Source organism: Sphingomonas sp. R-74633, from assembly GCF_013416555.1.
Classification (GTDB): Bacteria; Pseudomonadota; Alphaproteobacteria; order Sphingomonadales; family Sphingomonadaceae; genus Sphingomonas.
In genome coordinates this window covers 89,451-114,616 of sequence record NZ_JACCFG010000006.1, presented here as the reverse complement: position 1 = coordinate 114,616, position 25,166 = coordinate 89,451, and the positions used below count along the sequence as shown (strand labels likewise).

Here is a 25,166-nt window from a genome sequence, read left to right as displayed (position 1 = left end):
AATTTCTCCTATTCTATTCAGGCGCTATATTTAATCTCTAGCCTGATTGTCTCTTGAACATTCTCCCTATCAACCTTCAATCTGGAAGTTATGTTCCACCCTCCAAGCCCTGTAGCCTCAACCCATCCGCGCGCGGGCTCGCCTTATCGCATTTCATTTGCCCTGTGGCGCGCGTGCCACGGCGCGTGCAGGATGCGGGCATGATCGACCGGCGGACGCTGCTGCTTGGAATGACCGCCGGCCTCGCCGGATGCGGCGGTCCTGCACAGGCGCCGACCGGGCCCGGCCCACGCCTTGCCGAGAGCGATTCCGCCCGAAAGCTGGTCGCTGCGGCCCGCGGCCAGGTCGGTGTCACGCGCCACTATGATTCTGCGTACACGGCCCTCCCCTTCCCTAATGGCGACGTCCCGCGGGTGAAGGGCGTCTGCACCGACGTGGTGATCCGCGCCTATCGCGACGCGTTCGGGATCGACCTTCAGGCGCTGGTCAATGCCGACATGAAACAGGCCTTTGCCGCCTATCCGCGCAAATGGGGCCTGACGCATCCCGACCCCAGCATCGACCATCGCCGCGTGCCCAATCTCGCCCGCTTCCTCGCCCGGCAAGGCGCGCAGTTGCCCGTCCCGACCGACGCCAACTGGCAGCCCGGCGACATCTTCACTTCCGCGCCTTCCAACGGCGCGGGCGGCACCGGCACGCATATCGGGCTGGTCTCGGACGTGCCGGGCGCCCGCGCGCCGATGATCCTCCACAATATCGGCGGGGGCGCCCGCGAGGAGGATGCACTGCTCGACTGGCCGATCACCGGCCGCTTTCGGTGGAAAGTCTGAGGCTCCCTTGCTAGGGGCGCGCCAAACCTCCCGGTGAAAGGCTTCAAATGGTCCCCCGTTATTCGCGCCCCGAGATGACCGCCCTCTGGTCGCCCGAAGCGCGCTTCCGCATCTGGTTCGAGATCGAGGCGCACGCGACGGAAGCTCTGGCCGAGCTCGGCGTGGTGCCGAAGAGCGCCGCCAAAGCGCTGTGGGACTGGTGGGCGACCAACCCCGCGATCGACGTCGCCGCGATCGACGCGATCGAGGCCGTGACCAAGCACGACGTCATCGCCTTCCTCACCTGGGTGGCCGAGCAGGTCGGCGACGAAGCGCGCTTCATGCACCAGGGCATGACCAGCTCGGACGTGCTCGATACCTGCCTCGCGGTCCAGCTCGCCCGTGCGTCGGACATCCTGCTCGCCGACCTCGACCAGCTGCTCGAAGTACTCAAGCGCCGCGCCTATGAGCACAAGCTCACCCCGACGATCGGCCGCAGCCACGGCATCCATGCCGAGCCGGTCACCTTCGGGCTCAAGCTCGCCGAGGCCTATGCCGAGTTCAAGCGCAACAAGGAGCGGCTGCTCGCAGCCCGCGCCGACATCGCCACCTGCGCGATCTCGGGCGCGGTCGGCACGTTTGCCAATATCGATCCGCGCGTCGAAGCGCATGTCGCTGCGAAGCTCGGCCTGTCGATCGAGCCGGTCTCGACCCAGGTCATCCCGCGCGATCGCCACGCGATGTTCTTTGCAACCCTCGGCGTGATCGCCTCGTCGATCGAGCGCCTCGCCGTCGAGGTCCGCCACCTCCAGCGCACCGAAGTGCTCGAGGCCGAGGAATATTTCTCGCCCGGCCAGAAGGGCTCGTCGGCGATGCCGCACAAGCGCAACCCGGTGCTGACCGAGAACCTGACCGGCCTCGCCCGCATGGTCCGCAGCGCCACCATCCCGGCGATGGAAAATGTCGCGCTGTGGCATGAGCGCGACATCAGCCACTCCTCGGTCGAGCGCTATATCGGCCCCGACGCGACGATCACGCTCGACTTCGCGCTCGCCCGCCTCACCGGCGTGATGGACAAGCTGCTCGTCTATCCGGCGCGGATGCAGAAGAATTTGGATCGAATGGGCGGCCTCGTGCATTCCCAGCGCGTGCTTCTTGCCCTCACCCAGGCCGGCGTCAGCCGCGAGGACAGCTATCGGCTGGTCCAGCGCAACGCGATGAAGGTGTGGGAATCGGATGGCGAGCTGTCGCTGCTCGAGCTGCTCAAGGCCGATCCCGAAGTCACTGCGGCGCTCAGCCCGCAGGAGATCGAGGACAAGTTCGACCTCGGCTATCACTTCAAGCAGGTGGACACGATCTTCGAGCGCGTGTTCGCTTGACGCCGAGCCGCAAGGCGCTGCGCGCGGCGACCGCCGAGGCACATGACCGCGTTGACGCGGCGTTCGGCGATTTCGACCTGACCGACCGGGAAAGCTATGCCCGCTTCCTCGCCGCCCATGCCGATGTGGTGTGGGCGCTGGAAGCGGCGCTTCCCGGCGAGCGGGTGACGGCGGACTGGGAAGACCGCAAGCGTGGCGCCTTGCTGCGCGAGGATCTCGCCCAGCTCCCCAAGGTAGGCCAGGCGCATCCCGCGTCGCCACCCGTCTTCGACAGTGATGCCGCCATCGCCGGCACGCTCTACGTCCTCGAAGGGTCGCGCCTCGGCGGCAAATTCCTCGCGCGCAGCCTGCCCACCGGATTTCCCCGCGCCTATCTTGATTCAGATCAGCGCGCCGAAAAGTGGCAGCAATTACTAGCCGCTATCGACGATAGCTTGCGCGATCCCGCCGCACTGGAAGCAGCGCGCACCGCAGCGCTTGCGACTTTCGCGGCATTTGAGCATTCGGCGGAAAATTGGCGAAAGGTCCAGATTGGCGACGGACGGTAATTTCGAGGTCGATCTCACCAATTGCGATCGCGAGCCGATTCACGAGCTGGGCGCGATCCAGCCGTTCGGCTTCCTGCTCGCCTTGTCGATCGACTGGCTGATCCGCCGCGTCTCGGCCAATGCCGAGCAATTCCTCGAAAAGCCCGCCGACGACCTGCTCGGCACCTCCGCGGTCGACCTGCTCGGCGACCATGCCGTCCACACGCTGCGCAACCGCCTGGCGATGCTGCGCGGCCATGACGCAGTCGAGCGCGTCTTCGGGCTGAAGATCGCCACCGGCCGCTGCTTCGATTTCGCGCTGCACATGATCGGGGACACGATCATCCTCGAAGGCGAGGAATGCTGCGAGGATGCCGGCACCGATATCGGTTCGGCGATCCGCGCGATGATGGCCCGGCTCGACGAGACCAGCGACGCCCCCGCCTTCTACCGCGAAGGCGCCCGCCAGGTCCGCGCGCTGACCGGCTTCGACCGGGTGATGGTCTATCGCTTCGATCGTGACGGTTCGGGCGTCGTCGTGGCCGAGGCGGCGCGCGCCGGCATCGGCAGCTTCCTCGACCTGCGCTACCCCGCCAGCGACATCCCGCAACAGGCGCGCAAGCTCTATATCCGCACGCCGTTCCGCATCATCGCCGACGTCAATGCCGATCCGGTGCCGATCGTCCCCCGCCTCGACGAGAGCGGCGCGCCGATCGACCTTTCGCTCTCGGTGCTGCGCTCGGTCTCGCCGATCCATATCGAATATCTCAAGAACATGGGCGTCGGCGCCTCGCTGTCGATCTCGATCATCGTCGAGGGCCAGCTCTGGGGCCTGTTTGCCTGCCACCATTATGCCGCGCGCTGCCCCAGCTTCGAGCGCCGCTCGATCGCCGAGCTGTTCGGCCAGATGTTCGCGCTCAAGCTCGAGAGCCGCGAGCGCAAGGAGCTCGCCGCCTATGAGCTCGCCGCGCGCTTCGCCAGCGACCGGCTGCTTGCCGCGGTGGCCGGCGATTCGACGCTGCTCGACAATCCCGAATGGCTCGGCACGATGATGCGCGAGACCGTGCCGTGCGACGGCATCGCGATCTGGCTCGACGGCAAGGTCTCCTATTCGGGGATGACCCCGCCGGCCGACGCCTTTTCGGCAATCACCCGCCGCCTCAACGCGATGGCCGCCGGCAAGATCTTCTCGACCGATCGCCTCGCCGACACGCTCCCCGCCGCCGCCGACTATGACGATGTCGCCGCCGGCCTGCTGGCGATCCCGATCTCGCGCCGCCCGCGCGACTATGTCCTGCTCTTCCGCCAGGAGAAGATCCGCACGGTCAAATGGGCCGGCGATCCGCACAAGCCCGCCCAGCTCGGCCCCAACGGCCCCCGCCTGACGCCGCGCAAGAGCTTCGAGCTGTGGAGCCAGGAAGTCCGCGGCCGCTCCGAGCCTTTCCTCAACGCCGAGCTGCGCGTCGCGGAGATGCTGCGCGCCTCGCTGATCGAAGTCGTGCTGCGCCTCAGCGACGATGCCCAGGAAGAGCGCCGCCGCTTTTCCGAGCGCCAGGAGCTGCTGATCGCGGAGCTCAACCACCGCGTCCGCAACATCCTCAGCCTGATCCGCGGCCTGGTCCGCCAGTCGCTCGATCCCGACGCGGACAAGCGCGACACGATCCATCTGCTCGAGGGCCGGATCGAGAGCTTGGCCCGCGCGCACGACCAGATCACCCAGGATAACTGGTCCGCCGCGCCGCTGTTGCGCCTGATCGAGACCGAGGCCGCCGCCTATCTCGCCGGCAAGGCCGGCCGCGTGACCACCGACGGCCCACCGGTGCTGCTCCACCCCCAGGCCTTTTCGACGCTGGCGCTGGTGCTCCACGAGCTGATGACCAATTCCGCCAAATATGGCGCGCTCTCGGACAATGGTTCGGTCCATGTCGGCTGGCAGATCGACCGCGAGGGCGACCTGTCGATCGAATGGCGCGAGCGCGGCGGCCCCGCGGTGCAGCCGCCCAAGCGCCAGGGCTTCGGCACCACGATCATCACCCGCTCGATCCCCTATGACCTCGGCGGCCGCGCCGATGTGCGCTACCCGCTCACCGGGCTCGAAGCCGATTTCTGCGTCCCCGCCCGCCATATCGAAGTCGATCCCACCCGCGCCCCGCGCCCGGCTCCTCCGCCCGAGCCGACGCCCGGCGCCACCGCGCCGAAGCTGCTCTCGGGCGTTGTCCTGCTGGTCGAGGACAGCCTGATCATCGCGATGGACGCGGAGGACATCCTCACCCGGCTCGGTGCCAGCCGCGTCGTCACCGCCGGCTCGCTCGCCCAGGCGCGCGAGGAGATCGGCCGCGAGGCGTTCGAAGTCGCGGTGCTCGACGTCAATCTCGGCGCCGAGACCAGCCTGCCCCTCGCCGACGACCTTGCCGCCGCCGGCGTGCCCTTCCTGTTCGCCACCGGCTATGGCGAGCAGCTCAAGCTCCCGCCCGAACATGCCAAGGCGCTGGTCACCCAGAAGCCCTATACGCTGGCCAGCATCTCCCGCGCGGTAAGCGACCTGCTTTCAAACTAGGATTTCACGGGATACGCCTGTCTCCGACCAGAGGAGGCAGGCGAATGGCGATCGGCGCATCGGTGGGCAAGGGCGGGATCAATGATCTCGCGGACGTGCTCGTCGTCCAGCATCTGCTCAACGACTGGCTGGGCTTCACCGGCCAGAAGCTGCTGCCGACCAGCGGCGAATGCGGCACGCTCACCGTCGCCGCGATCACCGGCTATCAGGGCAAGGTCCTCGCCATGCCCGCCCCCGACGGGCTGATCAGCCCCGGCGGCAAGACCTGGCTCGCGCTCGCCGCCGGCCAGGGCGCCCGCCCGCCGCTCTCGGGCGCCGACTGGTGGAACGCCAATCAGGCCAAATACCCGAACAGCGCCGCGGTCACCGACCTGATCCAGCCCTTCCAGGCCAATGCCGCCGCCTTCCTCAAGGCACTGAAGGACGCGGGCGCTACCGTCACCGTCTCCGCAACCCGCCGCAACGCGACCCGCGCCCACCTGATGCACTATAGCTGGTGCGTGGCGAAGGGCTCGGTCGCGCCGAACAAGGTCCCCGCCCTTCCCGGCCTCAAGATTCAATGGGATCATGGCGACCTCGCCAAATCGAAGGCCGGCGCCCAGGCGATGAGCGACCTGTTCCAGATCGCCTTCGAACCCTCGCTCACCTCGCGCCATATCGAGGGCCGCGCGATCGACATGACGATCTCATGGTCCGGCACGCTCAAGATCAAGGACAAGCAGGGCAAGACGCGCGAAATCGCCGGCACGCCCCGCTCGGGCGACAATCCCGACCTGCAGAAGCTCGGCGCCGGCTACGGCGCGATAAAATTGCTCTCCGACCCGCCCCACTGGAGCGACGACGGGCACTAAGGGTTGGCGAAACTGGGCCCCGGCCTTCGCCGGGGAACCGTAAATCAGTCCAGCCCCAGCCCCTCCATCACATAGCCCGCATAGTGGAAGTCGCGGATGCCCGCGATCCTGCCGCCCTGCCAGTCGAGCAGCACCACGAAGCGCGCCACGCCGTCGGTACTCCGCGCGACCACCACCGGCCGCCCCTCGGCCACCCCCACCTCCATCCGCCACACCGGATTCTCGGCATAGCGGGTGAAATACACCCCGACATTGCCCGCGCCGGCCAGCCGCGTCCGCGCCACCAGGTCGAGCCGCACATCCTCGGCAAGCAGCTCGCGCAGCGCGTCCCAGTCATGCGCGTTGAACCGCGCGGCATAGTCCTCCAGCCGCGCGCGCTCGGCGGGGTCGAGCCGCACCGGCGCCTCCGCCATGTCGCGCAGCCGTGCCCGCCCGCGGTGCAGCGCCGCCTTCACCGCGGCCAGCGTCGTGTCGAGGATCGCGGCGACTTCCTCGCCCGAATGGCCGAGCACATCGGCGAGCACCACTACCGCGCGCTGTCCGGGCGGGATCGCAAGGAAGGTGGAGAGCGCCGCGCTCGCCGCCGCGCGGCTCTCCGCCGGTGCGCCGCCCGGCACCTCCTCGTCGAGCAGGTCGAACGCCTCGCGCCGCCGTTTGCGGATCGCGTCGAGCGCGGCGTTGTGGGCGATGCGGAACAGCCAGCGCTGCGGCTCTTCGACCTCGGCACCCGCCGCCAGCGCCGCGCCCGCCTTGGCATAGGCGTCCTGCACGACATCCTCGCCGTCGAATGCCGATCCCATCATCCGCGCGCAATAGCGGTGCAGCGCCGGGCGCATCGCAGCCAGGGTGTCGGGCAAAGTCTCGGATGTCATCGCCACTCCTATCGTGTCCCGCACGATAGACGATGCCGCGCGCCAAAAGGATTCGCACGGCGCGAATCCTTTTCGTGGCCGCCATCGTCATGGCCGGCGGAAGGAGAAATCAAATGCCCCGATTGACGATGGTCCGCTACACCGTGAAGCCCGAGGCCGCCGGGGAGAATGTCCGCCTCTCCCAGGCAGTGTTCGCCGAGGCCAACCGCACCCGGCCCGAGCACATCGCCTATGGCCTGTTCCGCCAGGGCGACGAGTTCGTCCATGTCTTCCTCAACCTCGCCGAAGACAGCAGCGAGGCGCTCACCGGGATGCCAAGCTTCCAGGCCTTTGAAGCGGGCATGGCTGACCGTGTCCTCGCCGCGCCGGCGGTTACCCGGCTCGCGGTCGAGCGGATCGGCAGCTACGGCCTGCCCGCCTGACACGCACGAGAAAGGGGCCCGGCGTTTCCACCGGGCCCCTTGCCTCCACTCGATATGTTCGAGGACTTAGCGGCAGCGACGGCCGCCATTATCCTTGTCGATCGCCTGGCCGACCAGCGCGCCGCCTAGGGCGCCCAGCAGGGTGCCGGGGGTACGATCGCCGTAGCGGTCGATGCTGCGGCCGACCAGCGCACCGGCGACACCGCCCAGCAACAGGCCCGTGGTGCCATCCGAACGGCGGCAATAGTTGCGGCCGTCGCGCCCGCGCCAGCTCGGGCCGTTATAATAGCCACCGCGATCGTTGTAGCCGCGGTTGTAGCCACGATTGTCATAGCCGCGCTCGTAGCGACCGTGATCCTGATAGCCACCGCCGTAACGCTGCGCGCTGGCAGGAGCCGAAAGGGCGGGAAGGGCAACGGCCATGGCCGCGAGGCCCAGAAGCGTCTTACGCATGATCTTTCTCCTCATCTGGCCGGCGCCGCAGCACCGGTGTTGAGGATGGTCTAAGCGATTCGGCCTGAGGCGATCCTGAACTGCCCTTGCAGCTTACGTTAACGTAATGATCTCGTAGGCTAGCCCCCCGCCAGCATCTTCCCGCGCAGGTCGGGCAACGCGAAGCTGGTCTTGCCGTCGCCGCCCCAGACATTGCCGATCGCCTGAAACAGCACCGGCCAGCCCGACACCGCCAACAGGCTGCCGTCGCACACCGCCCAGCCCGGCGGCACCTGCGCCCCGGCAAAGGCGATCACCTGCCCGGCATAGAAGCTGCCCGCCGGCGGTGCGCCATTGCCCGTCGCGGGCGCGAGCGGGCCGCTGGTGTTGATCAGATAGTGCAGCCCCAGCCCGTCGATCGTGCCCGCGACCTTCTGGCCGAGCGCCACCGCCAGCCCCACGCCGATCGGCGCAGCGCCGTTCAGGTCGGGCAGCTGGAAATAGAGCCCGTCGCTGCCGCCGAACGCCGCGCCGATCGCTTGGTACAGCGCGACATTCTGGCGAACCGGCAGCGTCGAGCCGTCGCACACTGCCCAGCCGCTCGGCGCATAGGTTCCGCCAAACGGCACCAGCATGCCCAGTACCGGCGCGTCGCCGCCGGTCATCGTCGCGATCAGCCAGGTCATGGTCAGGCCCCCTTGCGTCATCCGCCCGATCGGCGCGCCGCCCAGCGTGACGCGGCCATGGAGGTTGGGCAGCCCGATATGCTGCTCGCCGTCCCCGCCGAAGTTCAGCCCGATCACGGCGGTCAGCGGCTGGTATTGGATGATCGGCAGCAATTGCCCGGTGCAGGCGGGCGCGCCCCAGGCCGGATAGCCGCCGGCGAAACTCTCGACCATGCCGATGGTGAATTGCGCATTGCCCGGGCCCTGCTCGGGAAAGCTGCCATTGACCGCCATGAGCTGCTGCATCCCCGCCGGCGGCGGTGGCGGCATGGGGCCCGGTCGAAAGCTCTCCGCCAACGGCGCGGACGGCTGGCGCGCCCCGCTCCCGAACAGCCGCGCGAACAATCTCCTGAGCCAGGCCCACATGGCATATCTCCCACCCTCCGATACTGCAGACTCGTGCAACTATCGATGCGCGGATAGCTCCCAGATGGGAGGGACTGGACGATAATGGTGGGATTGCTCGCTTCCACCTGGCGAAAAGCGATCGCCCGCGCGCTATCGGGCGGGGGCGCCGATATGATAGCTCCCGCCAACCGCCCCGCGATTCAAACCCTGACAGGAAGACCCATTGTGCGCCTAGGCCTTGCCACTGCCCTGCTCGGCGCCGCGCTGGGCGCCTCGAGCCTGACCCTGGTCCCCGCAGCGCCCGCGCAACATGCGCCTGCCGGCCCGGTGCGCAGCTATGCCTGGGTGCAGAGCGGCGCGCCGGTGCAGGACGAGAATTTCTACCTGCTCACTTTGCTGACCCGGCTGCCCGAATATCGCGCGGCGATCCTTGTTTCGCCCCGGCTCAACCGGATCAAGGCCGACCGCGCGCAGCGCATCGCCGCGGCGCTTACAAGCTGCGGCGCCGAAAGCGCGAAATGCCGGATCGACGCAATGCTGTGGCAGCCGCAGGAGATCGACGCGATCGGTGACGCGCTAGCAAGCGATCCGCGCATCGCCGGGATCGCCGCCCGCCATCTACGCCCCTCGGGCGCCTTCCAGCTCCACGCCGCGAAGGACGATGCCGGCCTGCTGCGCGCCGCCTGGGTGGACGCCGCCGCCGCGATGAACCGTATCTACCGGGTCTATGGCCTGGCCGAAGCGCCGCGCTATCCGAAGATCGATTCGGGCGACTTCAAGCCGGATGATCCCGCTTTTGGCCGCCTGCTCGCCGAGGGGATGGATATTGCCGCGCGGGGTACGCCCGACGACGCGCCCGTCTTCGCCGCCCCGCTCCAGTTCGCGCTGATGCTGCTCTATCTCAACGATCGCGAGCTGGTCCGGGTCAGCGCGCCGCTCGAGAAGCAGGAGAACGCCGCCGCCGCGGCGCGCGTGGCGCACACCGACTGGTCGCGATACCCTTATACCTCGATCCTGGTGCTCGGCAGCGGCCCGGGCGCGCTCGGCACGGGCATCAGCAATATCGGCAAGCTGCGCACGATGCGCGCCGCCCAGCTCTACCGCGAAGGCAAGGCGCCGTTCCTGATCGTCTCGGGCGGCGCGGTCCACCCGGTGCATACCGACCTCACCGAAGCGATGGGGATGAAGCGCGAGCTGGTCGAGCGCTACGGCATCCCGGCAAGCGCGGTGCTGATCGAGCCGCAGGCGCGCCACACGACCACCAACTTCCGCAACGCCGCGCGGCTGATCTTCCGCTACGGGCTACCGATGGATCGCCCTGCGATCGTGACCTCGAGCGCGTCGCACATCACGTCGGTGGTCGCCGACAGCTTCCGCCAGCGCCTCGACGCCGAACTCGGCTATCAGCCGATCACGCGCGGCCGCCAGCTGGGGCCGTATGAAATGGAGTGGCACGCGCTCCCGGCCGCGCTGCACCGCGACGCGACGGACCCGCTCGATCCCTGAACCCTTCGTGCGCTTTCTTTGAACTTTTCCCCGGCGAAGGCCGGGGCCCAGCCCTTTAAAAATCACGCGCGGTAGCGCGTCTTCGCGCGCACGCCGAGCCTGGGGCCCGGCCTTCGCCGGGGAAAGCTTAATGCAAGCGTCAGGCTAAATCAGCCCAGCGCCGCCTTGAGCTTGGCGAAGAACCCCGTCGATTGCGGGCATTCGTCGCCGGTCTCGGTCGAACGGAATTCCTCGAGCAGCTCGCGCTGCTTCGCGGTCAGCTTGCTCGGCATCTCGACGACGAGCTCGACGACCAGGTCGCCGCGCCCGCGGCCCTGCAGCACCGGCATGCCGACGCCGCGCTGGCGCACTTCGCGGCCGCTTTGCGTGCCGGGCGCGATCTTGATGACGTGCTTCTCGCCGTCGAGCCCGGGGATGACGATCTCGCCGCCCAGTGCCGCGGTGGTGAAGCTGATCGGCGCATGGGCGAACAGGTTCGTCCCCTCGCGCTCGAACAGGCTGTGCTTCTTGACGTGCAGGAAGATGTAGAGGTCGCCGGCCGGCGCGCCGCGCCCGCCCGCCTCGCCTTCGCCCTGCAGGCGGATCCGCGTGCCTTCGTCGACGCCGGGCGGCACGTTGATCTTGAGCGTCTTGGTCTTGTCGGTCCGGCCCTCGCCGCGGCAGTCGCGGCACGGCTCGTCGATGATCTCGCCGGCGCCGTGGCAATGCTGGCAGGCGCGCTCGACCATGAAGAAGCCCTGCTGCGCGCGCACCTTGCCGTGCCCACCGCAATATTTGCACTGGGTCGCCTTGGTGCCCGGCTTCGCGCCGGTGCCCTCGCAGGTGTCGCAGTGCCCGGAGACGTCGACGGTGATCTCGCTGGTCTTGCCGTGAAAGGCCTCTTCCAGCGTGATTTCCATGTCGTAGCGCAGGTCGGCGCCGCGGCGCACCTGGCGCCCGCCGCCACGGGCACCGCCCATGAACTCGCCGAACACGCTTTCGAAGATGTCGCTGAATGCGCCGAAGTCCTGCGGACCGGCACCGCCGCCCCCGCCGCCCATGCCGTTCCGGAAGGCGGCATGGCCGAAGCGGTCATAGGCCGCGCGCTTCTGGGGATCCTTCAGGCAGTCATAGGCTTCGTTGATCGCCTTGAACTTGGCCTCATGGTCCTTGCACCCGGCATTCTTGTCGGGATGATATTTGATCGCGAGCTTGCGATAGGCGGATTTGAGCGTCGCGTCGTCCGCGGTGCGCTCGACTTCGAGCAGCTCGTAGAAATCAACTTCGGTGGTCATTTAAAACTCGGGCCCCCGCCTTCGCCCGGCATTCCCGACCCGCAGTCAGGAATGCCGGGGAAAGACATGCAGTTACGCCTTGTTGTCATCCACCTCGGAGAATTCCGCGTCGACGACTTCTTCGCCGCCCGCTTCGCTCTCCGCTGCGCCGCCGGCCTGAGGCGAAGCCTCGGACGCCTGCTGCTTCTCGTAGATCGCCTGGCCGAGCTTCATCGCCACCTGGGCAAGGTTCTGGCTCTTGGCCTGCATGTCGTCGGCGTCACCGCCCTCGACTGCAGCCTTGGCCTCGGCCACCGCCGCCTCGATCTCCGCCTTCAGGCTGGCATCGACCTTGTCGCCATTCTCCGCGAGCTGGCGCTCGGTGGTGTGGATCAGGCTCTCGGCATTGTTCTTGGCTTCTGCGCCGGCACGACGCTTCTTGTCCTCTTCGGCGAAATTCTCGGCGTCGCGGACCATCTGCTCGATGTCGCTGTCCGAAAGGCCGCCCGAGGCCTGGATGCGGATCTGCTGCTCCTTGCCGGTGCCCTTGTCCTTGGCCGACACATTGACCAGGCCATTGGCATCGATGTCGAAGGTGACTTCGATCTGCGGCACGCCGCGCGGCGCCGGCGGAATGCCGACCAGGTCGAACTGGCCGAGCATCTTGTTGTCCGCCGCCATTTCGCGCTCGCCCTGGAAGACGCGGATCGTCACCGCCTGCTGATGATCATCGGCAGTCGAATAGACCTGGCTCTTCTTGGTCGGGATCGTCGTGTTGCGGTCGATCATGCGAGTGAACACGCCACCCAGCGTCTCGATGCCGAGCGACAGCGGCGTCACGTCGAGCAGCAGCACGTCCTTGACGTCGCCCTGCAGCACGCCGGCCTGGATCGCCGCGCCGATCGCAACCACCTCATCGGGGTTCACGCCGGTGTGCGGCTCCTTGCCGAAGAACTCCTTCACGATCTGGCGCACCTTGGGCATGCGGGTCATGCCGCCGACCAGCACCACTTCGTCGATCGCCGAACCCTTGACGCCGGCATCGGCCAGCGCCTTGCGGCACGGCTCGAGCGTGCGCTGGATCAGCTCCTCGACGAGGCGCTCCAGCTCGGCGCGGTTGATCGTCTTCACCAGATGCTTCGGCCCATTGGCGTCGGCGGTGATGAAGGGCAGGTTCACTTCGGTGGTCTGCGCGCTCGAAAGCTCGATCTTGGCCTTCTCGGCGGCTTCCTTCAGGCGCTGGAGTGCCAGCTTGTCCTTGGTGAGGTCGATGCCCTCGGCCTTCTTGAAGTCCTCGGCCAGGAACTGCACCAGCTTGGCGTCGAAATCCTCGCCGCCCAGGAACGTGTCGCCGTTGGTCGCCTTCACTTCGAACACGCCGTCGCCGATCTCGAGCACCGAGATGTCGAACGTGCCGCCGCCAAGGTCATAGACCGCGATCGTCTTGCCGTCGTTCTTCTCGAGGCCGTAAGCGAGCGCTGCCGCCGTCGGCTCGTTGATGATGCGCAGCACTTCCAGGCCCGCAATCTTGCCGGCGTCCTTGGTCGCCTGGCGCTGCGCGTCGTTGAAGTATGCCGGAACCGTGATCACCGCCTGGGTGACGTTCTCGCCCAGATAGCTCTCGGCGGTTTCCTTCATCTTCTGCAGGATGAAGGCGCTGATCTGCGACGGGCTGTAATCCTCGCCGCCGGCCTGCACCCAGGCGTCGCCATTCGGGCCGCGCACGATGGTGTAGGGCACCAGCTCGGTGTCCTTCTTGGTGATCGGGTCGTCGAAGCGACGGCCGATCAGCCGCTTGACCGCGAACACGGTCGAATCCGGGTTGGTCACTGCCTGGCGCTTGGCCGGCTGACCGATCAGCCGCTCGCCATCCTTGGCGAAGGCGACGATCGAAGGCGTGGTGCGTGCGCCTTCGACATTCTCGATTACCTTGGGCTTGCCGCCCTCCATCACAGCTACGCAGCTGTTGGTGGTGCCCAGATCGATACCGATTACTTTAGCCATGTTCCCTCGTTGGCCCCCAGGTCCTAATCTAACAAATTGGCCCCCTCGCCCCTGCTAAGAGGCAGCGCGGAGAACCGGTCACGTCGCCGGATATAGGTGCGCATGCGCTTGCCGCAAGAAGCTTGGCTTTCTAGAGGCTTTCCCGAAATGGGAGTTAACTGCATGCGGCTGTTTCCGGGTCTCCTCGCACTGGCGGCGCTCAGCGCCTGCGCACCCAAGGGCGAGCTCAAGGCGGACGGCGCCTGGGTGCGCCTCCCCGCGGTCGCCGGCCAGCCCGGCGCGGCCTATTTCACCGTCCAGGGCGGCGCGGCGCAGGACACGCTCCTCGCCGTCTCTACCCCCGCCGCGATTCGCGCCGAATTGCACGAGAGCATGAAGGGCGATCACGGCATGATGCAGATGGCCCCGCTCAAGGACGTCGCCGTCCCCGCCGGCGGCAAGCTCGAATTCGCCCCCGGCGGTCGGCACGTGATGCTCTTCTCGATCGGCCCCGCCGTGAAGCCGGGCCAGAAGATCCCGCTCACTTTGTCCTTCGCCAGCGGCAAGGCGCTGCGGCTCGAGGCAAAGGTGGTCGGCGCAGGCGACGCGGCGCCGGGGAGCTAACGCCAAAACCCCCAATTCGTCATCCCCGCGCAGGCGGGGATCCAGGGTTTCTCGACCGCATCGCCCGTGACTCTGGATCCCCGCCTGCGCGGGGATGACGGAGGATGGGGACGCCGCTATCCTCCCCGCCAAACCACCGAGGGAGGCCCGTACTCATGCCCCAGATCCTGGACCGTTTCCGCTCCTCCACGCTCGGCTGGCTGTTCGGCACGCTCGCCGGTTGGAGCACCTGCTTCCTGTTCCTCGCCGGGCTGGTCGGCAGCTTCTATTTCCTGGCGCAGGGCACTTTGGTCGGCGCCGCCTGGGTCGCGCCGCTGCTGCTCGCCGTCGCTTTGGTCGTCGTCATCCTCAAATGGTTCGAGAATATCGCGATCGCCTATGAGGTCACCGAGGACCGGCTGATCCTCCACAAGGGCATCCTGCAAAAGTCGATCGACGAGATCGAGCTCTACCGGGTCAAGGACGTCCGCATCGATTTCTCGATCATCAACCAGATCGCCGACATCGGCACGATCACCATCACCTCATCGGACGAGACCACCCGGGACGCCCCGCTGGTGATCCGCGACGTCGCCAAGGCCCGCGCCCGCCGCGAAAAGCTGCGCGACCTGGTCAACACCGCCCGGCGCAACCGCGGCGTCCGCGAGATCGACATGGTCCAGGAAGGGTTCGGCGAGCCGCCGCTGAACTAAGGCGGCTTTCACCCCCAAAGTCAGCCGTCAGAAGCGATCCCTTTCAACGATCGACTGGTTTCGCGGCCGACGACGAGCCTTGCCGGACGAGGAGGCCGGCCAGCAGATCCTGCACGGCTCGCTCGCAAGTATCGATGATGGCTTGCAGCTCGTCCAACGCGGGCCACATGCTTTCCAGCGCCGACGACCTGCCTGCCAGCACCCCTCCCAATTCGGTTGCGTAGCGCCGGGCGAGTTGCACCTTGCCCGGCAATTCGCGTGTCGGCTGATCGTCGATCCATACCGCCGAGAATTTTGCCCGAAGCGCCGCCAGTTCCCTGTCGTTGATCCGGCGTTCCAGGTCCTCGATCTGCTTGAGGCAATTGCGATGGAATTCGCGCTGAAGGCCGAGTTGCTCGTCCCGTTTGAAAAGACCGAACATCACGCAGCCCTCCCGAGGTTCAAAGCACCAGCGCAATTGAACAGGGCTGGGCGGCCAGTATCGTGAGCGTGTGGCGGTTAATATTCAACGACCGACATCGCCATCTGGCCGCCCGCAAGCGGTCAGGCCGGAAACGCCCAATAGCGGACATCGGAATGATCGCTTAAGGTCGCTTGATGATGCAAGTGCAGGTGTCGAATGAGGATCGAGTTTGCTAACAGGCCCGATGCGGCCGCAATGGTTCCGCCCGATCTTGAGCTCGAAGCGGTTTGCGGCGGATTAGTCGTTGGATGGCGCGATCATCGGAGCGGCTTGGCGTTTGAGTGGGAAAACTATGACGTCGTTGGCACCCCGACAGAATTTCATTTTAGGCTGTTTCATGCGGAATTCCCGTCGAAGATAATTGTCAGCTTCAGGTTTGAGCGCATTAGCAATGGTCAGGTAGGCAGGACGTTGCTCTATCGGGTTAGTCGCTCCGACTTTGAACGCGGGCTTAGTTTGACTGATGCCGACGCCGACGCTGTATTTACCGCCATCGGCAAGGAGAACGATCTCCTAGAGTTTTGCCTGAAGGCTACGCGAGTTTGTCATCTGAGGCCGTTGAGGATCGAGCCGGACTGTGTTCGCGTGCATCCACGAGCGGAGTGGGTAGACTTTCGCGTAGTGGACTAAGCCCGAAATGACCGCTTCCCACCCAAGAGCCGCCCCTCACCGCCCCACCGCAATCTCCCGCTCCACCCCGATCGCTTCCAGAAACGCCCGGTCGTGGCTCACCACCAGCAGTGCGCCGTCATAGCCCGCCAGCGCCGCCTCGAGCACTTCGGTCGACTCGAGGTCGAGATGGTTGGTCGGCTCGTCGAGCAGCAGCAATTGCGGCACCGCCGCGCCGCCCAGCACGCAGGCCAGCCCCGCGCGCATCCGTTCGCCGCCGCTCAGCTCCGCCACCAGCTTCAGCGCATCGCGATTGCGGAACGCGAATCGCGCGCACGCCGCATACGCCCCACGCTCGGTAGCGCCCGGGTGCAGCCGCCGGAAATTGTCGAGCACGCTCGCCCCGGCCTCCAGCAGCCCGACATGCTGGTCGAGCATCGCCACCCGCCCCTCGGCCCGCCACACGCTGCCCCGGTCCGGCGCCAGTTCCCCCGCCGCCAGCCGCAACAGGCTGGTCTTGCCCGCGCCATTGGGCCCGGACACCGCCACCCGCTCGGGCCCGATGATCTCGAAGCGCCACGGCCCGAACACGCGGTCGCCGCGCAGCAATGCCGCATCCTCGAATGCCAGCAACCGGCGCCCCCTCGGCAATCCCGTCAAAGGCAGCTCGATCACCAAAGGCGTCACCACTTCCACCGCCTCGCGCGCCGCTGCCAGCCGTTCCTCGGCCGACCCAACCAGCCGCTCACCGACCTCGGCCCCGCGCCCGGCCGAATTTTCCGCCCGCTCCTTTTGCCGCCCGAGCAAGATCTTCGGCGCCGACCCGCTCGCCGCAAAGGCCCGCCCCGCCCGATCACGCCGCGCCTGGCGCTCGCGTGCCTGTTGCGCCCCTGCCTCGGCGCTGCGCAGCGCCCCGCCCGCCCGCTCGACTTCCGCCGCCGCCCGCTCGCGCTCGGCATCGCGCGCCTCGGCAAAGCCCGACCAGCCGCCGCCGAACACCCGCTCGCCGAGCGGCGTCAGCTCGACGATCCGGTCCATGCCTTCCAGCAGCGCCCGGTCATGGCTGGCGACCAGCACCCCGCCCTTCCACTCGGCAAGCAGCGCCGCCACCGCCGCGCGGCCCTCGGCATCGAGATTGTTGGTCGGCTCGTCGAGCAGCAGCAGATCGGGCGCGTCGAGCCGCAGCCTTGCGATCCCCACCCGCGTCCGCTCGCCGCCCGACAGCGTCGCCACCCGCCGGTCGAGCGCGAGTTCACTCAGCCCGGACGCCGCCAGCGCCGCGCTCACCCGCTCCTCGAGCGTCCAGTCGGCCTCGGCAAAGTCGCTATCGTCGCCCGTACCGCCCAGCACCCGCGCCACCCGCACCAGCCCCGCGCGCACGCCCAGCACTTCATCGACGCGCCAGTCCTCGGGCCAGCTCTGCCGCAGCACGCCGACGCTCCCCGCGCGCACCACGCTGCCCGCCACCGGCGCGAGATAGCCCGCGACGATGCGCAGCAAGGTCGACTTGCCCGAACCATTGCGCCCGACCAGCCCGGTGCGTTCCCGCCCGAGCGCCAGCGTCAGATTGTCGAAGAGCCGCGCGCCCTCAGGCGTTGCGGCGGAAAGCGAATCCAGGGTTACGAAGCAAGACATGAGGCACCTGCGGGCAGGACGAGACGATCGGGCGAATGGCGATCGGTTCCTGGCGCATGGCGGTACACTCCTTCGAGAATTCGAGAGCGCTATCTGGCGAAGCGGCGCGCGCCTGACAAGACCGACGCGGTGCGAATAGCGGTGGCCGGAACCTGCCCGCCGTCCTAGCAATTGACCCCGGGAAGGGGCGACGATGACCGAAAAGGGCGAAGCGCGGAAACTGACGGCCGGCGAGATCGCGCTCGCCCGCTCGATCTATCACGACGCGATCGACCTGAGCGGCGTCGAGATCCGCCGGCGCAAATGGTTTCCGTTCCAGCCGGTCAAGACCACGATGGCGCCGACCGGCCATATCCATTTCCACCCCGACAGCGACAAGTGGCGCGAGGATTACAGCAAGGAAGGCATCGGCTTTCACGGCCTGCTGCTCCACGAGCTCTGCCATATCTGGCAGACCCAGCGCGGGATCTTCCTGCCGCTCCGGCGCCACCCGTTCTGCAGTTACACCTATGCGCTCAAGCCCGGCCAGCCCTTCACCAAATACGGGCTCGAGCAGCAGGCCGAGATCGTCCGCCACGCCTATTTCCTGCGCCACGGCGTGGTCGTCGAGGGTGCGCCGGGACGCGAAGCCTATGAGACGCTGATCGCGGCCTTCCGCTGACGCAGCGCGGGCGCGGCGCCGGTCCACCCGGCACCGCGCCCCTCGCCTGCTAATCCACCTTGAGCGAGTCGTTCTGGATCTTGGCCGGCGGGCTCGGCCGCGACGGCGGCGGGCTCGGGCGCGAGGGCGGCGGCGATGAAGCGCGCGGCGGCGGCGTGAAGCTGGGCCGCGACGGCTGCGGCGCCGCGCTCGGTGCCGGCGGCGTGTAGCTCGGCCGCGGCGCAGGCGGCGCGCTGCCAACCGGCGGCGTCGGGCGCGGGCGGAACTGCGGCGGCGACGCGTCGGGCGTACCCGCGTTGCCCGGTGCAGGACGCGGACGCCAGCCTCCCTCGGGCCGTGGACGCGGCGCGGGCGGCTCGCTCACGACAGCAGGCGGCATCGGCGCTGCGCCGGCGCTCGGCGGAGTCGGTGCGGGGCGCGGGCGCCAGCCGCCATCGGGCCGCGGACGCGACGGGCGCGTCTCGACCGGAGGCTGCGGCGCGTCCGAGACCGGCGCGGGCACGTCGGTCACCGGCTGCTTGACCACCGGTGCCGGCGGCGGCGTAACCGGGCGGCCGCGGCGCCAGTCGGGCGAACCGTCGGGCCGGCTCGGCCCCGGGCGCGTGAAGGGCGGGCGCGGCGGGTTTCCGGGCGTCGCGACCGGCGGGGTTCCGGAGGATGGCGGCGGGTTGGTGCCCGGGCCACCCGGGCGGCCCGGCCTGCCGGGCTGGCCCGGCCGTCCGCCATTGCCCGGCTGGTGCGACCAGCCCGAGCCCGGCTGCGGCGGGCGCCCGGTGCCGGGGCGTCCCGGCTGGTCCGGACGGTGGTAGCGGCCCGGCGGCGGTCCCTGGAAGCCGCCCTGGCGCCAATGGCTGAAGCGCAGCGCCTGCTCGCGGCGACGGCGCTGCTCGTCGTCGAAGCGCCGGCGCCATGCCGCGCTGTCGCTGCGCGCATGATAGCGGCTCCAGCCCGGATAGCGGCTGCGCCCCTCGTCCCACAGCTGAATGAAGCCGAAGATATAGGGGCTGGCATCGACCCAGGCGTCGGCATCGACCGGGCGATAGTCGCGCCCGCTCAGCGCCTGGAACAGCGCCCGCCCGCGCGCATAAAGATCGTGCGCGGCATCGTCATAATCGCCGAACTCGCCGCGCGGCGCGGCCTCGCCATCGGCGTCATAGACCATCACCAGCCGCCCGCCGACAAAGGCGAAGCTCATCCCGGGCTCGACGGTGAGGAACGGGCTGGTCGCGCCGGGCGCGAAATAATAGCTGCGGATGCCGCCTTCGCCGGCGTCCTCGACGATGATCGTATAGCCGTCGCCGGTCTGCCAGGCCCAGGGCTCCTGCCCTTCAAAGGCGAAGGCAGTGTCGGGCGGCGCATCGCCGATCGCGTCCCACAGCGCATCGGCCTGGTCGATCCACTGATAGTCGTCGGCCGATTGCTGGCTGGACTGGCCCATCGCCGCCGCCGGGGCGGCCTGCGCAACACCGGGCAGGGCCAGTGCCACGCCCGCCAGCATCGTCAGCCTGATCATCCTCTCGAACCGCATGGCCTTCCCCTCTCTCTCCGTCCTGACCGAATTTCCGCCCCGGCCGCTGAACGGCGCGTGAAACCGCGGTGCAGCTTCCTGAAAGGAAAGTCAGGCGAGGTGGAGGAGGTCGGCGTCGTACGGCACGAAGTGATGCGTGTGCGGCCCGGTCGGCTCGTAGCTATCCGGACCGGCATGGAAGATCTCGGCCAGGCTGCCGCCCGCCGGCTGCTGGACGTCGTGCAAGCCGGCCAGCGCGTCGTCATGCGCAGGCAGCAGGATCTGCTGCGCGTCGCCCTTGCCCCCGCCGTCGACCGCCATCACCGGTGCGCCCTTGCTGCTCGAGGCCGGCGCCATAACCTCGGCCTTTTCGGGCGCCTGGCTGGTCGAGAGGATGAAGTCGCCCGACGCGAGCTGCGCCTTGGCCACGCCGATCAGGATGATGTAGTTCCCGCCGCCCAGCGCGATGTTCATGATCCCGCCGCCCTGGTCGGTCATCGCCGCCTGCACCGCCGCGAAATTGGCGAAGCCATAGGCGCTCAGGTCGATCTTGTCGGTGCCCGGCGTGAAGTCGCCGATCGTGTCGATGCCGCTGCCCGCGCCGAACACGAACGTGTCGTTGCCATCCTGGCCGAACAGCACGTCGTCACCCTTGCCGCCATCGATCCGGTCATTGCCCGCGCCGCCCAGCAGCCAGTTGGTCGCATCGCTGCCGGTGATCGTATTGGCGAGTTCATTGCCCACGCCATACAAAGTCGTGCCCTGCAGGATCAGGTTCTCGACATTCGCGAAGAGATAATAGGTCCCGCCGGCGAAATTGGCATAGACCGTGTCGGTGCCGCCGTTGACGTCCTCGAAGGTGAAGTCGTTCTGCGCATCGACATAATAAGTGTCGTTGCCGGCCCAGCCATAGAGGAAGTCCTGCTCGCCCGCGCCATTCTCGCCGTGCAGCACGTCATTGCCATTGTCGCCGACCAGATAGTCCACGCCGGCACCGCCCCACAGCGTGTCGTTGCCGTCCTCGCCATAGATCCAGTCGTTGCCGGCGCCGCCGTTGATCGTGTCGTTGCCCAGCCCGCCGAGCAGGCGGTCGCCGACGTCGTTGCCGGTGATGACGTTGTCGAGCTCATTGCCCACGCCGATATGCCCGAGCGCCCCGTAGAGCACCAGATTCTCGACATTGGCGTAGAGCTGGAAATTATCGAAGGCATAGGCGGTGTCCGTGCCTTCGCCCGCGGCCTCGTAGATCACGTCGCCCTGGTTGACGACATAATAGGTGTCGTTGCCCAGCCCTCCGTTGAGCTTGTCGTTGCCCGCGCCGCCATCGAGGATGTCGTCGCCGGCCAGCCCGATCAGCGTGTCGTCGCCCAGCCCGCCGGTCAGCTTGTTGGCCACGTCGTTGCCGATCATCAGGTCGGCGCCGCTGCCGCCGATCGCATTCTCGATCACCGCCCCGCGCGCGATCGAGACATTGCCCGTCCGCCCGCCGACGCTGGAGAATTGCTCCTGGGTCAGGTTGATCGTCTGCGCCTGGCCGAAGCCCGAATAATCGAGCGTGTCGACGCCGCCATTGTCGAACACCGTATAGGCGACGTTCGCATTCTTGGTCGCGTCATAGATGTCGCGCCCGGCATTGCTGTTGAAGCCGTAGACGGTGTCGCCGGTCCGGGTCAGCGTGTTGGCGCCGTAGAGCGAGGCGATCGCCAGCCCGTCCGCCACCATCGGGCTCACGGTATATTGCCGCGTGAAGCCGAGGTTGTCGAAATACGTGTTCTCGTTCTCGTCGAAATACGACATCACCGTCGTGATCCACGCATCGTTGAGATACGCCGCATCCGACGGATAGTCGGCGGTGCCGTTATACGGTCCGCCATGGCCGAGACCCAGCGCGTGGCCGATCTCGTGGATGAAGGTCTGGAACGAATAGCTGTTCAGCCCGGTGCCGTACTGGGTCACCCAGGCCTGCGAGACGTTCACCGTCGCGCTGGTGGTGATCCCGCCCGAATAGACCGCGCCGGTCGAGGCGCCCTCCTCGGTGTTGGTGAACAGGATCTGCCCGCCGCTGGTCACTTCGGAGAAGGTGATCCCGGTCACGTCGGTCCACAGCAGCAGCGCCTGGCGCGCCAGGTTCGCCGCGGCGGTACCCAGCCCGCTCACGTTGAAGGTCAGCGTGCCGCCCGCCACCACGTCGAAATGGTGGCGATTGCCGCTCCAATAATCGTCGGTCAGCTGGTGGGCGATCTGGTCGTTGGTATAGACTTCGAGCGGCGGCGCCGTGATCATGTTGAGCCGGTAGGTGCCGGTCTCCTGGTCGTTCCAGCCGGCGACATCGATATAATAGGTGCCGCTCGTCGTGGGCGTGAAGCGCACACCCGAATAGGTGCCGACGCGGTCGTCATTATAGCCATATTCATTGCCGGCGCCGTCGCGGTCGGCGCCGCTGGCGTTGCGGATCATGATCGTCGAATCGACATCGCCCGCACCGCCGGTCGACTGGGTCTGGAACAGATAGCTCTGCCCCGCGACCAACGTGACCCGGTAGAAATCATGGTCGCCCGCGCGATCGATGCTGCTGTTGGCGGTGCCGTCGAGCGCGATCACGCTCGTCGTCGTCACATCGCCCGCGATCGTGTCCGCACCCGACGCCGCGGTGTCGGTCGCCCGGATCAGGAAGGTGCCGGTCGTCCGATCCTCGAAGGTGCCGCCGGCGATGTAATAGGTGCCGCTCGTCGTCGCAGTGAAATGGATCTCGGAAAAGGTCCCCGCTGCGCCGTCATCGTCTTCGGCCAACAGCGTGCCGCCCGAATTGTACAGCCGCAAATAGCTGTCGACATCGTCCTGGTTCACCGAGTTGGTGGCGAAGCTGTAGCTGTGCCCCGCGACCAGCGTGACGCGATACCAGTCGCGGTCGCCTGCCGTGTCGATCGTGGTAGTAACCGTGCTGCCTATATCGAGGACGACGGTTGTAGAGCTGTCACCGGGGACCGTGTCGGGCATGCGCTCTCACCAGAAAAAGGCGTGAATTGACGGACTTGCTTCCGTCATTCCAGCATATGGGCACCTAAGCTAGTCTTACCGCTTCGCCAGTCGCCCCGCAATCTCCCGCGCGAGGAGATCGATCGTGGATGGTCCCATCGCCTTGTCCGAGGTCGCGACCGAGATTTCAGGGAGCTCGGTGGCCCGCCCGCCCGCCACCCGGATCACTCGCGCGCTGGCGATACCGGGCTTCTCGAAGCGCAGCGCGACCCGCACCCCGTCAGGCCGCACCCCCGCCCGCGCCAGCCCCGCCCTCAGCCGCGTGCACGCGGCATCGGGCGTCGTCGCGGGGACGAGCAGCTTGGTGCCGGTGGCGGCGCAGCTGAAACCGGGATCGGTCAGGCTCAGAACCAGGAGAAGCGCAAGCATGCCCGATCGCGTATCACGCCCTGCCTCGCCGTGCGATGAACGGGCGCCCGGTCACACCTTGGCGCGCACCACGCAGATCTGCAGCTTGGTCTGCATCAGGTCGAGCTCGGTCTTGTCCTTCCGCTGCTGATATTCGGGATCGCTCTTGGTCAGTACACCGCCCTTGTCGTCGTTGAGCTTGCCCGTTTCGAGATCCTTCTTGTCCTCGGTTCCCTCCTTCTCCTTCTCGCCGAGTTGGGAGAACTCGGCGGCGATGCCGGCGGAATCAAAGCTGCCGATGCTGCTGAACCGCTGGGCGAGCACGCGTTCGATCGAAAGCAAGGCAGTGGACACCATCTCGTAATGCACACGCGGCGCCGAGAAGCGGCTGCGCAGCACCGCCAGCTCGATCTCCACGGTGCGCAGCGTATCCGCGGTCGCCGCTACTTCCTTCGCCTTGGCATCGGCCGCTGCGTCTAGCGCGGCTACACCGGCCTGCGGCGTGGCTGTATTCTGGTGGGCCTGCAGCAATGCCTTGATGCCGGGATCGACCGGCGGAGCCACAAGCCCGGCGACGCGCGCCTTCTCGGCGGCGATCCGCAACTTGCCGACATCTTCGGTCTGCTCGGTCAGGTCGGCCCGCAGCCCGGCGGCATTGGCCTCCTGCACCTCCTGGCGCGCCATATCGACCGAAGGCGCCGCGCCATGGGTGTCGAAAAAGTCGAAGCCCACCGCCGCCGCCTTCACGCACAGCACTGCGTCCAGCGCGGAATCGAGCACCGCCGCCTTCTCCTTCGGCGCGTAATAGCTGTTGCCGCGGCCATAGATCGCCGCCCCAGCGCTCGCCGCCAGCGCCGCGTCGGGGCTAAGGCCCAGCGCCGGGCCCACACCGGCGACGAACAGGCCGAGCATCGAAGGCACTTCGAAGATCTGCCGACCGTCCGCGGCTTCGTGCGCGGCGCAGCGATAGGCGCGGATGTAATTATTGATCAGCTGGACCGAGCCTTCGATGTCGGGCGTGATCTTGTTGCTGTCCGGATCCTTCGTGCCGGCCACATCGAGCTGGTCGCAGGTAAAAAGCCGCCCCGCCTCGACCCTGCGATCCACTACGACCTTCGGCGGCGCGAAGCTCGTCGTCACGCAGCCCGAAAGCATGCACCCCGCGGCAATCGCGCCCAAAATCCCGGACGGATTCCGCCCTGTCTTCCGTTCCCCCATCCTGTTCGTCCCCCGCCAACATCTGCACGAAGGTTAAGGTATGAGTAATTATGTCCAAGTCGAACTTGGTCCTTTTCGGGGGTGTTTCTGCGCCGGGGTGCCGGCCACCGGCCAATTACCCCTCCAGCGCCGCATGCAGCGCCATCCAGCGCGGCGTGATCGCGTCGAGCCGGGCCTGGTCCTCGGGGGTGATCGCGTGCTCGACGCCGGGCTCGCCATAGGCGTTGAGGATCGCCGCGCGGGCATTGGCCAAAGCGACATATTCGGCCGCCGCGGCATTGCCCGGCTCGGCGCCCAGTATGTTGGTGCGATAGCGCTCGGGGTCGAACACCGCAGTCGGATCGCTGAGGAACAGGATCCGCGTCTGGCCGTAGAGCATCGGTGTCACATCGTGCAGCCTGCCCTGCGGATCGCGCCAGATGCCGTGATGCTCGGCCTCGAAATAGCGCCCCGGCCAGCGCCAGATCGCCCAGCCCCAGGCGATCTCGCCGCCGTACTGCGCCACCTGCGCCGCCGCATTGTCGAAGCAATAGGCGATGCGCGCGCCTTCGCCCGGCGTCACGTCGACATATTCGGGCAGGCCCGGCGCGACGGTCGCGCAAAATGCCAGAACCGCCGCGTCGATCGCGGCCGGCGTGTCCATGCCCATCGCCTGCCCTTGCTCCTGTGGGTGCCCGTTACCATCTTCGAACGGACACTTGACCTAACG

Annotated in this window: 23 protein-coding genes; 11 read left to right on the top strand and 12 right to left on the bottom strand. The window is 67.5% G+C overall.

Annotated elements, in window-relative coordinates:
• The first annotated feature begins 173 nt into the window (after positions 1-173).
• Genes HZY97_RS19175 through HZY97_RS19155 form a run of 5 tightly spaced genes read left to right on the top strand, consistent with a single transcriptional unit; the run spans position 174 to position 6,123 of the window.
• Positions 174-830: a DUF1287 domain-containing protein gene (locus HZY97_RS19175; protein WP_218943166.1), complete on the top strand. Its 657-nt coding sequence runs from the start codon at positions 174-176 to the stop codon at positions 828-830.
• A gap of 47 nt (positions 831-877) precedes the next feature.
• Positions 878-2,188: an adenylosuccinate lyase gene (gene purB, locus HZY97_RS19170; protein ID WP_180147700.1), complete on the top strand. Its 1,311-nt coding sequence runs from the start codon at positions 878-880 to the stop codon at positions 2,186-2,188.
• A complete protein-coding gene (locus tag HZY97_RS19165; protein WP_257215179.1) occupies positions 2,185-2,736 on the top strand; it encodes a biliverdin-producing heme oxygenase in 552 nt (183 codons plus the stop codon). Before purB ends, HZY97_RS19165 begins: the two co-directional genes overlap by 4 nt.
• Positions 2,720-5,272: an HWE histidine kinase domain-containing protein gene (locus HZY97_RS19160; protein ID WP_180147699.1), complete on the top strand. Its 2,553-nt coding sequence runs from the start codon at positions 2,720-2,722 to the stop codon at positions 5,270-5,272. Before HZY97_RS19165 ends, HZY97_RS19160 begins: the two co-directional genes overlap by 17 nt.
• Before the next feature lie 44 nt (positions 5,273-5,316).
• A complete protein-coding gene (locus tag HZY97_RS19155) occupies positions 5,317-6,123 on the top strand; it encodes a hypothetical protein (protein WP_180147698.1) in 807 nt (268 codons plus the stop codon).
• Between the two features lie 44 nt (positions 6,124-6,167).
• Here HZY97_RS19155 and HZY97_RS19150 read toward each other — a convergent pair whose 3' ends face one another.
• Positions 6,168-6,995, bottom strand: coding sequence for a sigma-70 family RNA polymerase sigma factor (locus HZY97_RS19150; protein ID WP_180147697.1), 828 nt, complete (start codon positions 6,993-6,995; stop codon positions 6,168-6,170).
• 113 nt (positions 6,996-7,108) lie between these two features.
• Here HZY97_RS19150 and HZY97_RS19145 point away from each other — a divergent pair, with 113 nt between their 5' ends.
• On the top strand, positions 7,109-7,417 hold the full coding sequence (locus HZY97_RS19145) for a hypothetical protein (RefSeq protein ID WP_180147696.1): 309 nt from the start codon (positions 7,109-7,111) through the stop codon (positions 7,415-7,417).
• Between the two features lie 66 nt (positions 7,418-7,483).
• Here HZY97_RS19145 and HZY97_RS19140 read toward each other — a convergent pair whose 3' ends face one another.
• Together HZY97_RS19140 and HZY97_RS19135 are read right to left on the bottom strand one after the other, a co-directional pair.
• Complete coding sequence (locus HZY97_RS19140; protein ID WP_180147695.1) at positions 7,484-7,870, bottom strand: glycine zipper 2TM domain-containing protein; 387 nt, start codon at positions 7,868-7,870, stop codon at positions 7,484-7,486.
• Positions 7,871-7,989: 119 nt separating this feature from the next.
• Positions 7,990-8,820 carry a tail fiber protein gene (locus tag HZY97_RS19135; RefSeq protein WP_180147694.1) on the bottom strand — a complete coding sequence of 277 codons (831 nt, stop codon included), beginning with the start codon at positions 8,818-8,820 and terminating at the stop codon, positions 7,990-7,992.
• 327 nt (positions 8,821-9,147) lie between these two features.
• Here HZY97_RS19135 and HZY97_RS21095 point away from each other — a divergent pair, with 327 nt between their 5' ends.
• Positions 9,148-10,428 (top strand): YdcF family protein, encoded by a 1,281-nt coding sequence (locus tag HZY97_RS21095; RefSeq protein ID WP_180147693.1) that lies wholly within the window; start codon positions 9,148-9,150, stop codon positions 10,426-10,428.
• Positions 10,429-10,577: 149 nt separating this feature from the next.
• On the opposite strand, the gene dnaJ is transcribed toward HZY97_RS21095, so the two are convergent.
• Positions 10,578-11,702 carry a molecular chaperone DnaJ gene (gene dnaJ / locus HZY97_RS19125; RefSeq protein ID WP_180147692.1) on the bottom strand — a complete coding sequence of 375 codons (1,125 nt, stop codon included), beginning with the start codon at positions 11,700-11,702 and terminating at the stop codon, positions 10,578-10,580.
• A 72-nt stretch (positions 11,703-11,774) separates the two neighbouring features.
• Entirely contained in the window at positions 11,775-13,685 is a 1,911-nt protein-coding gene (dnaK, locus tag HZY97_RS19120) for a molecular chaperone DnaK (RefSeq protein ID WP_180147691.1), read from the bottom strand.
• Between the two features lie 162 nt (positions 13,686-13,847).
• On the opposite strand from dnaK, the gene HZY97_RS19115 reads away from it, so the two are divergent.
• Together HZY97_RS19115 and HZY97_RS19110 are read left to right on the top strand one after the other, a co-directional pair.
• Positions 13,848-14,288: a copper chaperone PCu(A)C gene (locus HZY97_RS19115; RefSeq protein WP_180147690.1), complete on the top strand. Its 441-nt coding sequence runs from the start codon at positions 13,848-13,850 to the stop codon at positions 14,286-14,288.
• A 155-nt stretch (positions 14,289-14,443) separates the two neighbouring features.
• Positions 14,444-14,980: a PH domain-containing protein gene (locus HZY97_RS19110; RefSeq protein WP_180147689.1), complete on the top strand. Its 537-nt coding sequence runs from the start codon at positions 14,444-14,446 to the stop codon at positions 14,978-14,980.
• A gap of 43 nt (positions 14,981-15,023) precedes the next feature.
• On the opposite strand, the gene HZY97_RS19105 is transcribed toward HZY97_RS19110, so the two are convergent.
• Positions 15,024-15,401, bottom strand: coding sequence for a hypothetical protein (locus tag HZY97_RS19105; protein WP_180147688.1), 378 nt, complete (start codon positions 15,399-15,401; stop codon positions 15,024-15,026).
• Positions 15,402-15,599: 198 nt separating this feature from the next.
• Between HZY97_RS19105 and HZY97_RS19100 the strand changes: the two genes are divergently transcribed.
• Positions 15,600-16,073, top strand: a complete 474-nt coding sequence (locus HZY97_RS19100; protein ID WP_180147687.1) for a hypothetical protein — start codon at positions 15,600-15,602, stop codon at positions 16,071-16,073.
• 36 nt (positions 16,074-16,109) lie between these two features.
• On the opposite strand, the gene HZY97_RS19095 is transcribed toward HZY97_RS19100, so the two are convergent.
• On the bottom strand, positions 16,110-17,687 hold the full coding sequence (locus tag HZY97_RS19095) for an ABC-F family ATP-binding cassette domain-containing protein (protein WP_180147686.1): 1,578 nt from the start codon (positions 17,685-17,687) through the stop codon (positions 16,110-16,112).
• A gap of 193 nt (positions 17,688-17,880) precedes the next feature.
• Here HZY97_RS19095 and HZY97_RS19090 point away from each other — a divergent pair, with 193 nt between their 5' ends.
• Positions 17,881-18,348 (top strand): vgr related protein, encoded by a 468-nt coding sequence (locus HZY97_RS19090; protein ID WP_180147685.1) that lies wholly within the window; start codon positions 17,881-17,883, stop codon positions 18,346-18,348.
• A 49-nt stretch (positions 18,349-18,397) separates the two neighbouring features.
• Here HZY97_RS19090 and HZY97_RS19085 read toward each other — a convergent pair whose 3' ends face one another.
• The 5 genes from HZY97_RS19085 to HZY97_RS19065 form a co-directional block, all read right to left on the bottom strand.
• Positions 18,398-19,876, bottom strand: coding sequence for a hypothetical protein (locus HZY97_RS19085; protein WP_180147684.1), 1,479 nt, complete (start codon positions 19,874-19,876; stop codon positions 18,398-18,400).
• Positions 19,877-19,966: 90 nt separating this feature from the next.
• Positions 19,967-22,852 (bottom strand): M10 family metallopeptidase C-terminal domain-containing protein, encoded by a 2,886-nt coding sequence (locus tag HZY97_RS19080; protein ID WP_180147683.1) that lies wholly within the window; start codon positions 22,850-22,852, stop codon positions 19,967-19,969.
• Between the two features lie 75 nt (positions 22,853-22,927).
• Positions 22,928-23,260, bottom strand: coding sequence for a hypothetical protein (locus HZY97_RS19075; RefSeq protein ID WP_180147682.1), 333 nt, complete (start codon positions 23,258-23,260; stop codon positions 22,928-22,930).
• A 51-nt stretch (positions 23,261-23,311) separates the two neighbouring features.
• On the bottom strand, positions 23,312-24,379 hold the full coding sequence (locus tag HZY97_RS19070) for a hypothetical protein (RefSeq protein ID WP_180147681.1): 1,068 nt from the start codon (positions 24,377-24,379) through the stop codon (positions 23,312-23,314).
• Between the two features lie 193 nt (positions 24,380-24,572).
• Positions 24,573-25,100: a hypothetical protein gene (locus HZY97_RS19065; protein WP_180147680.1), complete on the bottom strand. Its 528-nt coding sequence runs from the start codon at positions 25,098-25,100 to the stop codon at positions 24,573-24,575.
• Between the last annotated feature and the right edge of the window lie 66 nt (positions 25,101-25,166).

Coding starts and splice junctions, on each gene's coding strand:
- HZY97_RS19085 (WP_180147684.1), bottom strand. CDS start 19,876: ATGCGGTTCGAGAGGATGATCAGGCTGACGATGCTGGCGGGCGTGGCA.
- HZY97_RS19075 (WP_180147682.1), bottom strand. CDS start 23,260: ATGCTTGCGCTTCTCCTGGTTCTGAGCCTGACCGATCCCGGTTTCAGC.
- HZY97_RS19100 (WP_180147687.1), top strand. CDS start 15,600: ATGAGGATCGAGTTTGCTAACAGGCCCGATGCGGCCGCAATGGTTCCG.
- HZY97_RS19155 (WP_180147698.1), top strand. CDS start 5,317: ATGGCGATCGGCGCATCGGTGGGCAAGGGCGGGATCAATGATCTCGCG.
- HZY97_RS19065 (WP_180147680.1), bottom strand. CDS start 25,100: ATGGACACGCCGGCCGCGATCGACGCGGCGGTTCTGGCATTTTGCGCG.
- dnaK (WP_180147691.1), bottom strand. CDS start 13,685: ATGGCTAAAGTAATCGGTATCGATCTGGGCACCACCAACAGCTGCGTA.
- purB (WP_180147700.1), top strand. CDS start 878: ATGGTCCCCCGTTATTCGCGCCCCGAGATGACCGCCCTCTGGTCGCCC.
- HZY97_RS19150 (WP_180147697.1), bottom strand. CDS start 6,995: ATGACATCCGAGACTTTGCCCGACACCCTGGCTGCGATGCGCCCGGCG.
- dnaJ (WP_180147692.1), bottom strand. CDS start 11,702: ATGACCACCGAAGTTGATTTCTACGAGCTGCTCGAAGTCGAGCGCACC.
- HZY97_RS19090 (WP_180147685.1), top strand. CDS start 17,881: ATGACCGAAAAGGGCGAAGCGCGGAAACTGACGGCCGGCGAGATCGCG.
- HZY97_RS19135 (WP_180147694.1), bottom strand. CDS start 8,820: ATGCAGCAGCTCATGGCGGTCAATGGCAGCTTTCCCGAGCAGGGCCCG.
- HZY97_RS19140 (WP_180147695.1), bottom strand. CDS start 7,870: ATGCGTAAGACGCTTCTGGGCCTCGCGGCCATGGCCGTTGCCCTTCCC.
- HZY97_RS19105 (WP_180147688.1), bottom strand. CDS start 15,401: ATGTTCGGTCTTTTCAAACGGGACGAGCAACTCGGCCTTCAGCGCGAA.
- HZY97_RS19110 (WP_180147689.1), top strand. CDS start 14,444: ATGCCCCAGATCCTGGACCGTTTCCGCTCCTCCACGCTCGGCTGGCTG.
- HZY97_RS19080 (WP_180147683.1), bottom strand. CDS start 22,852: ATGCCCGACACGGTCCCCGGTGACAGCTCTACAACCGTCGTCCTCGAT.
- HZY97_RS19145 (WP_180147696.1), top strand. CDS start 7,109: ATGCCCCGATTGACGATGGTCCGCTACACCGTGAAGCCCGAGGCCGCC.
- HZY97_RS19095 (WP_180147686.1), bottom strand. CDS start 17,687: ATGTCTTGCTTCGTAACCCTGGATTCGCTTTCCGCCGCAACGCCTGAG.
- HZY97_RS19115 (WP_180147690.1), top strand. CDS start 13,848: ATGCGGCTGTTTCCGGGTCTCCTCGCACTGGCGGCGCTCAGCGCCTGC.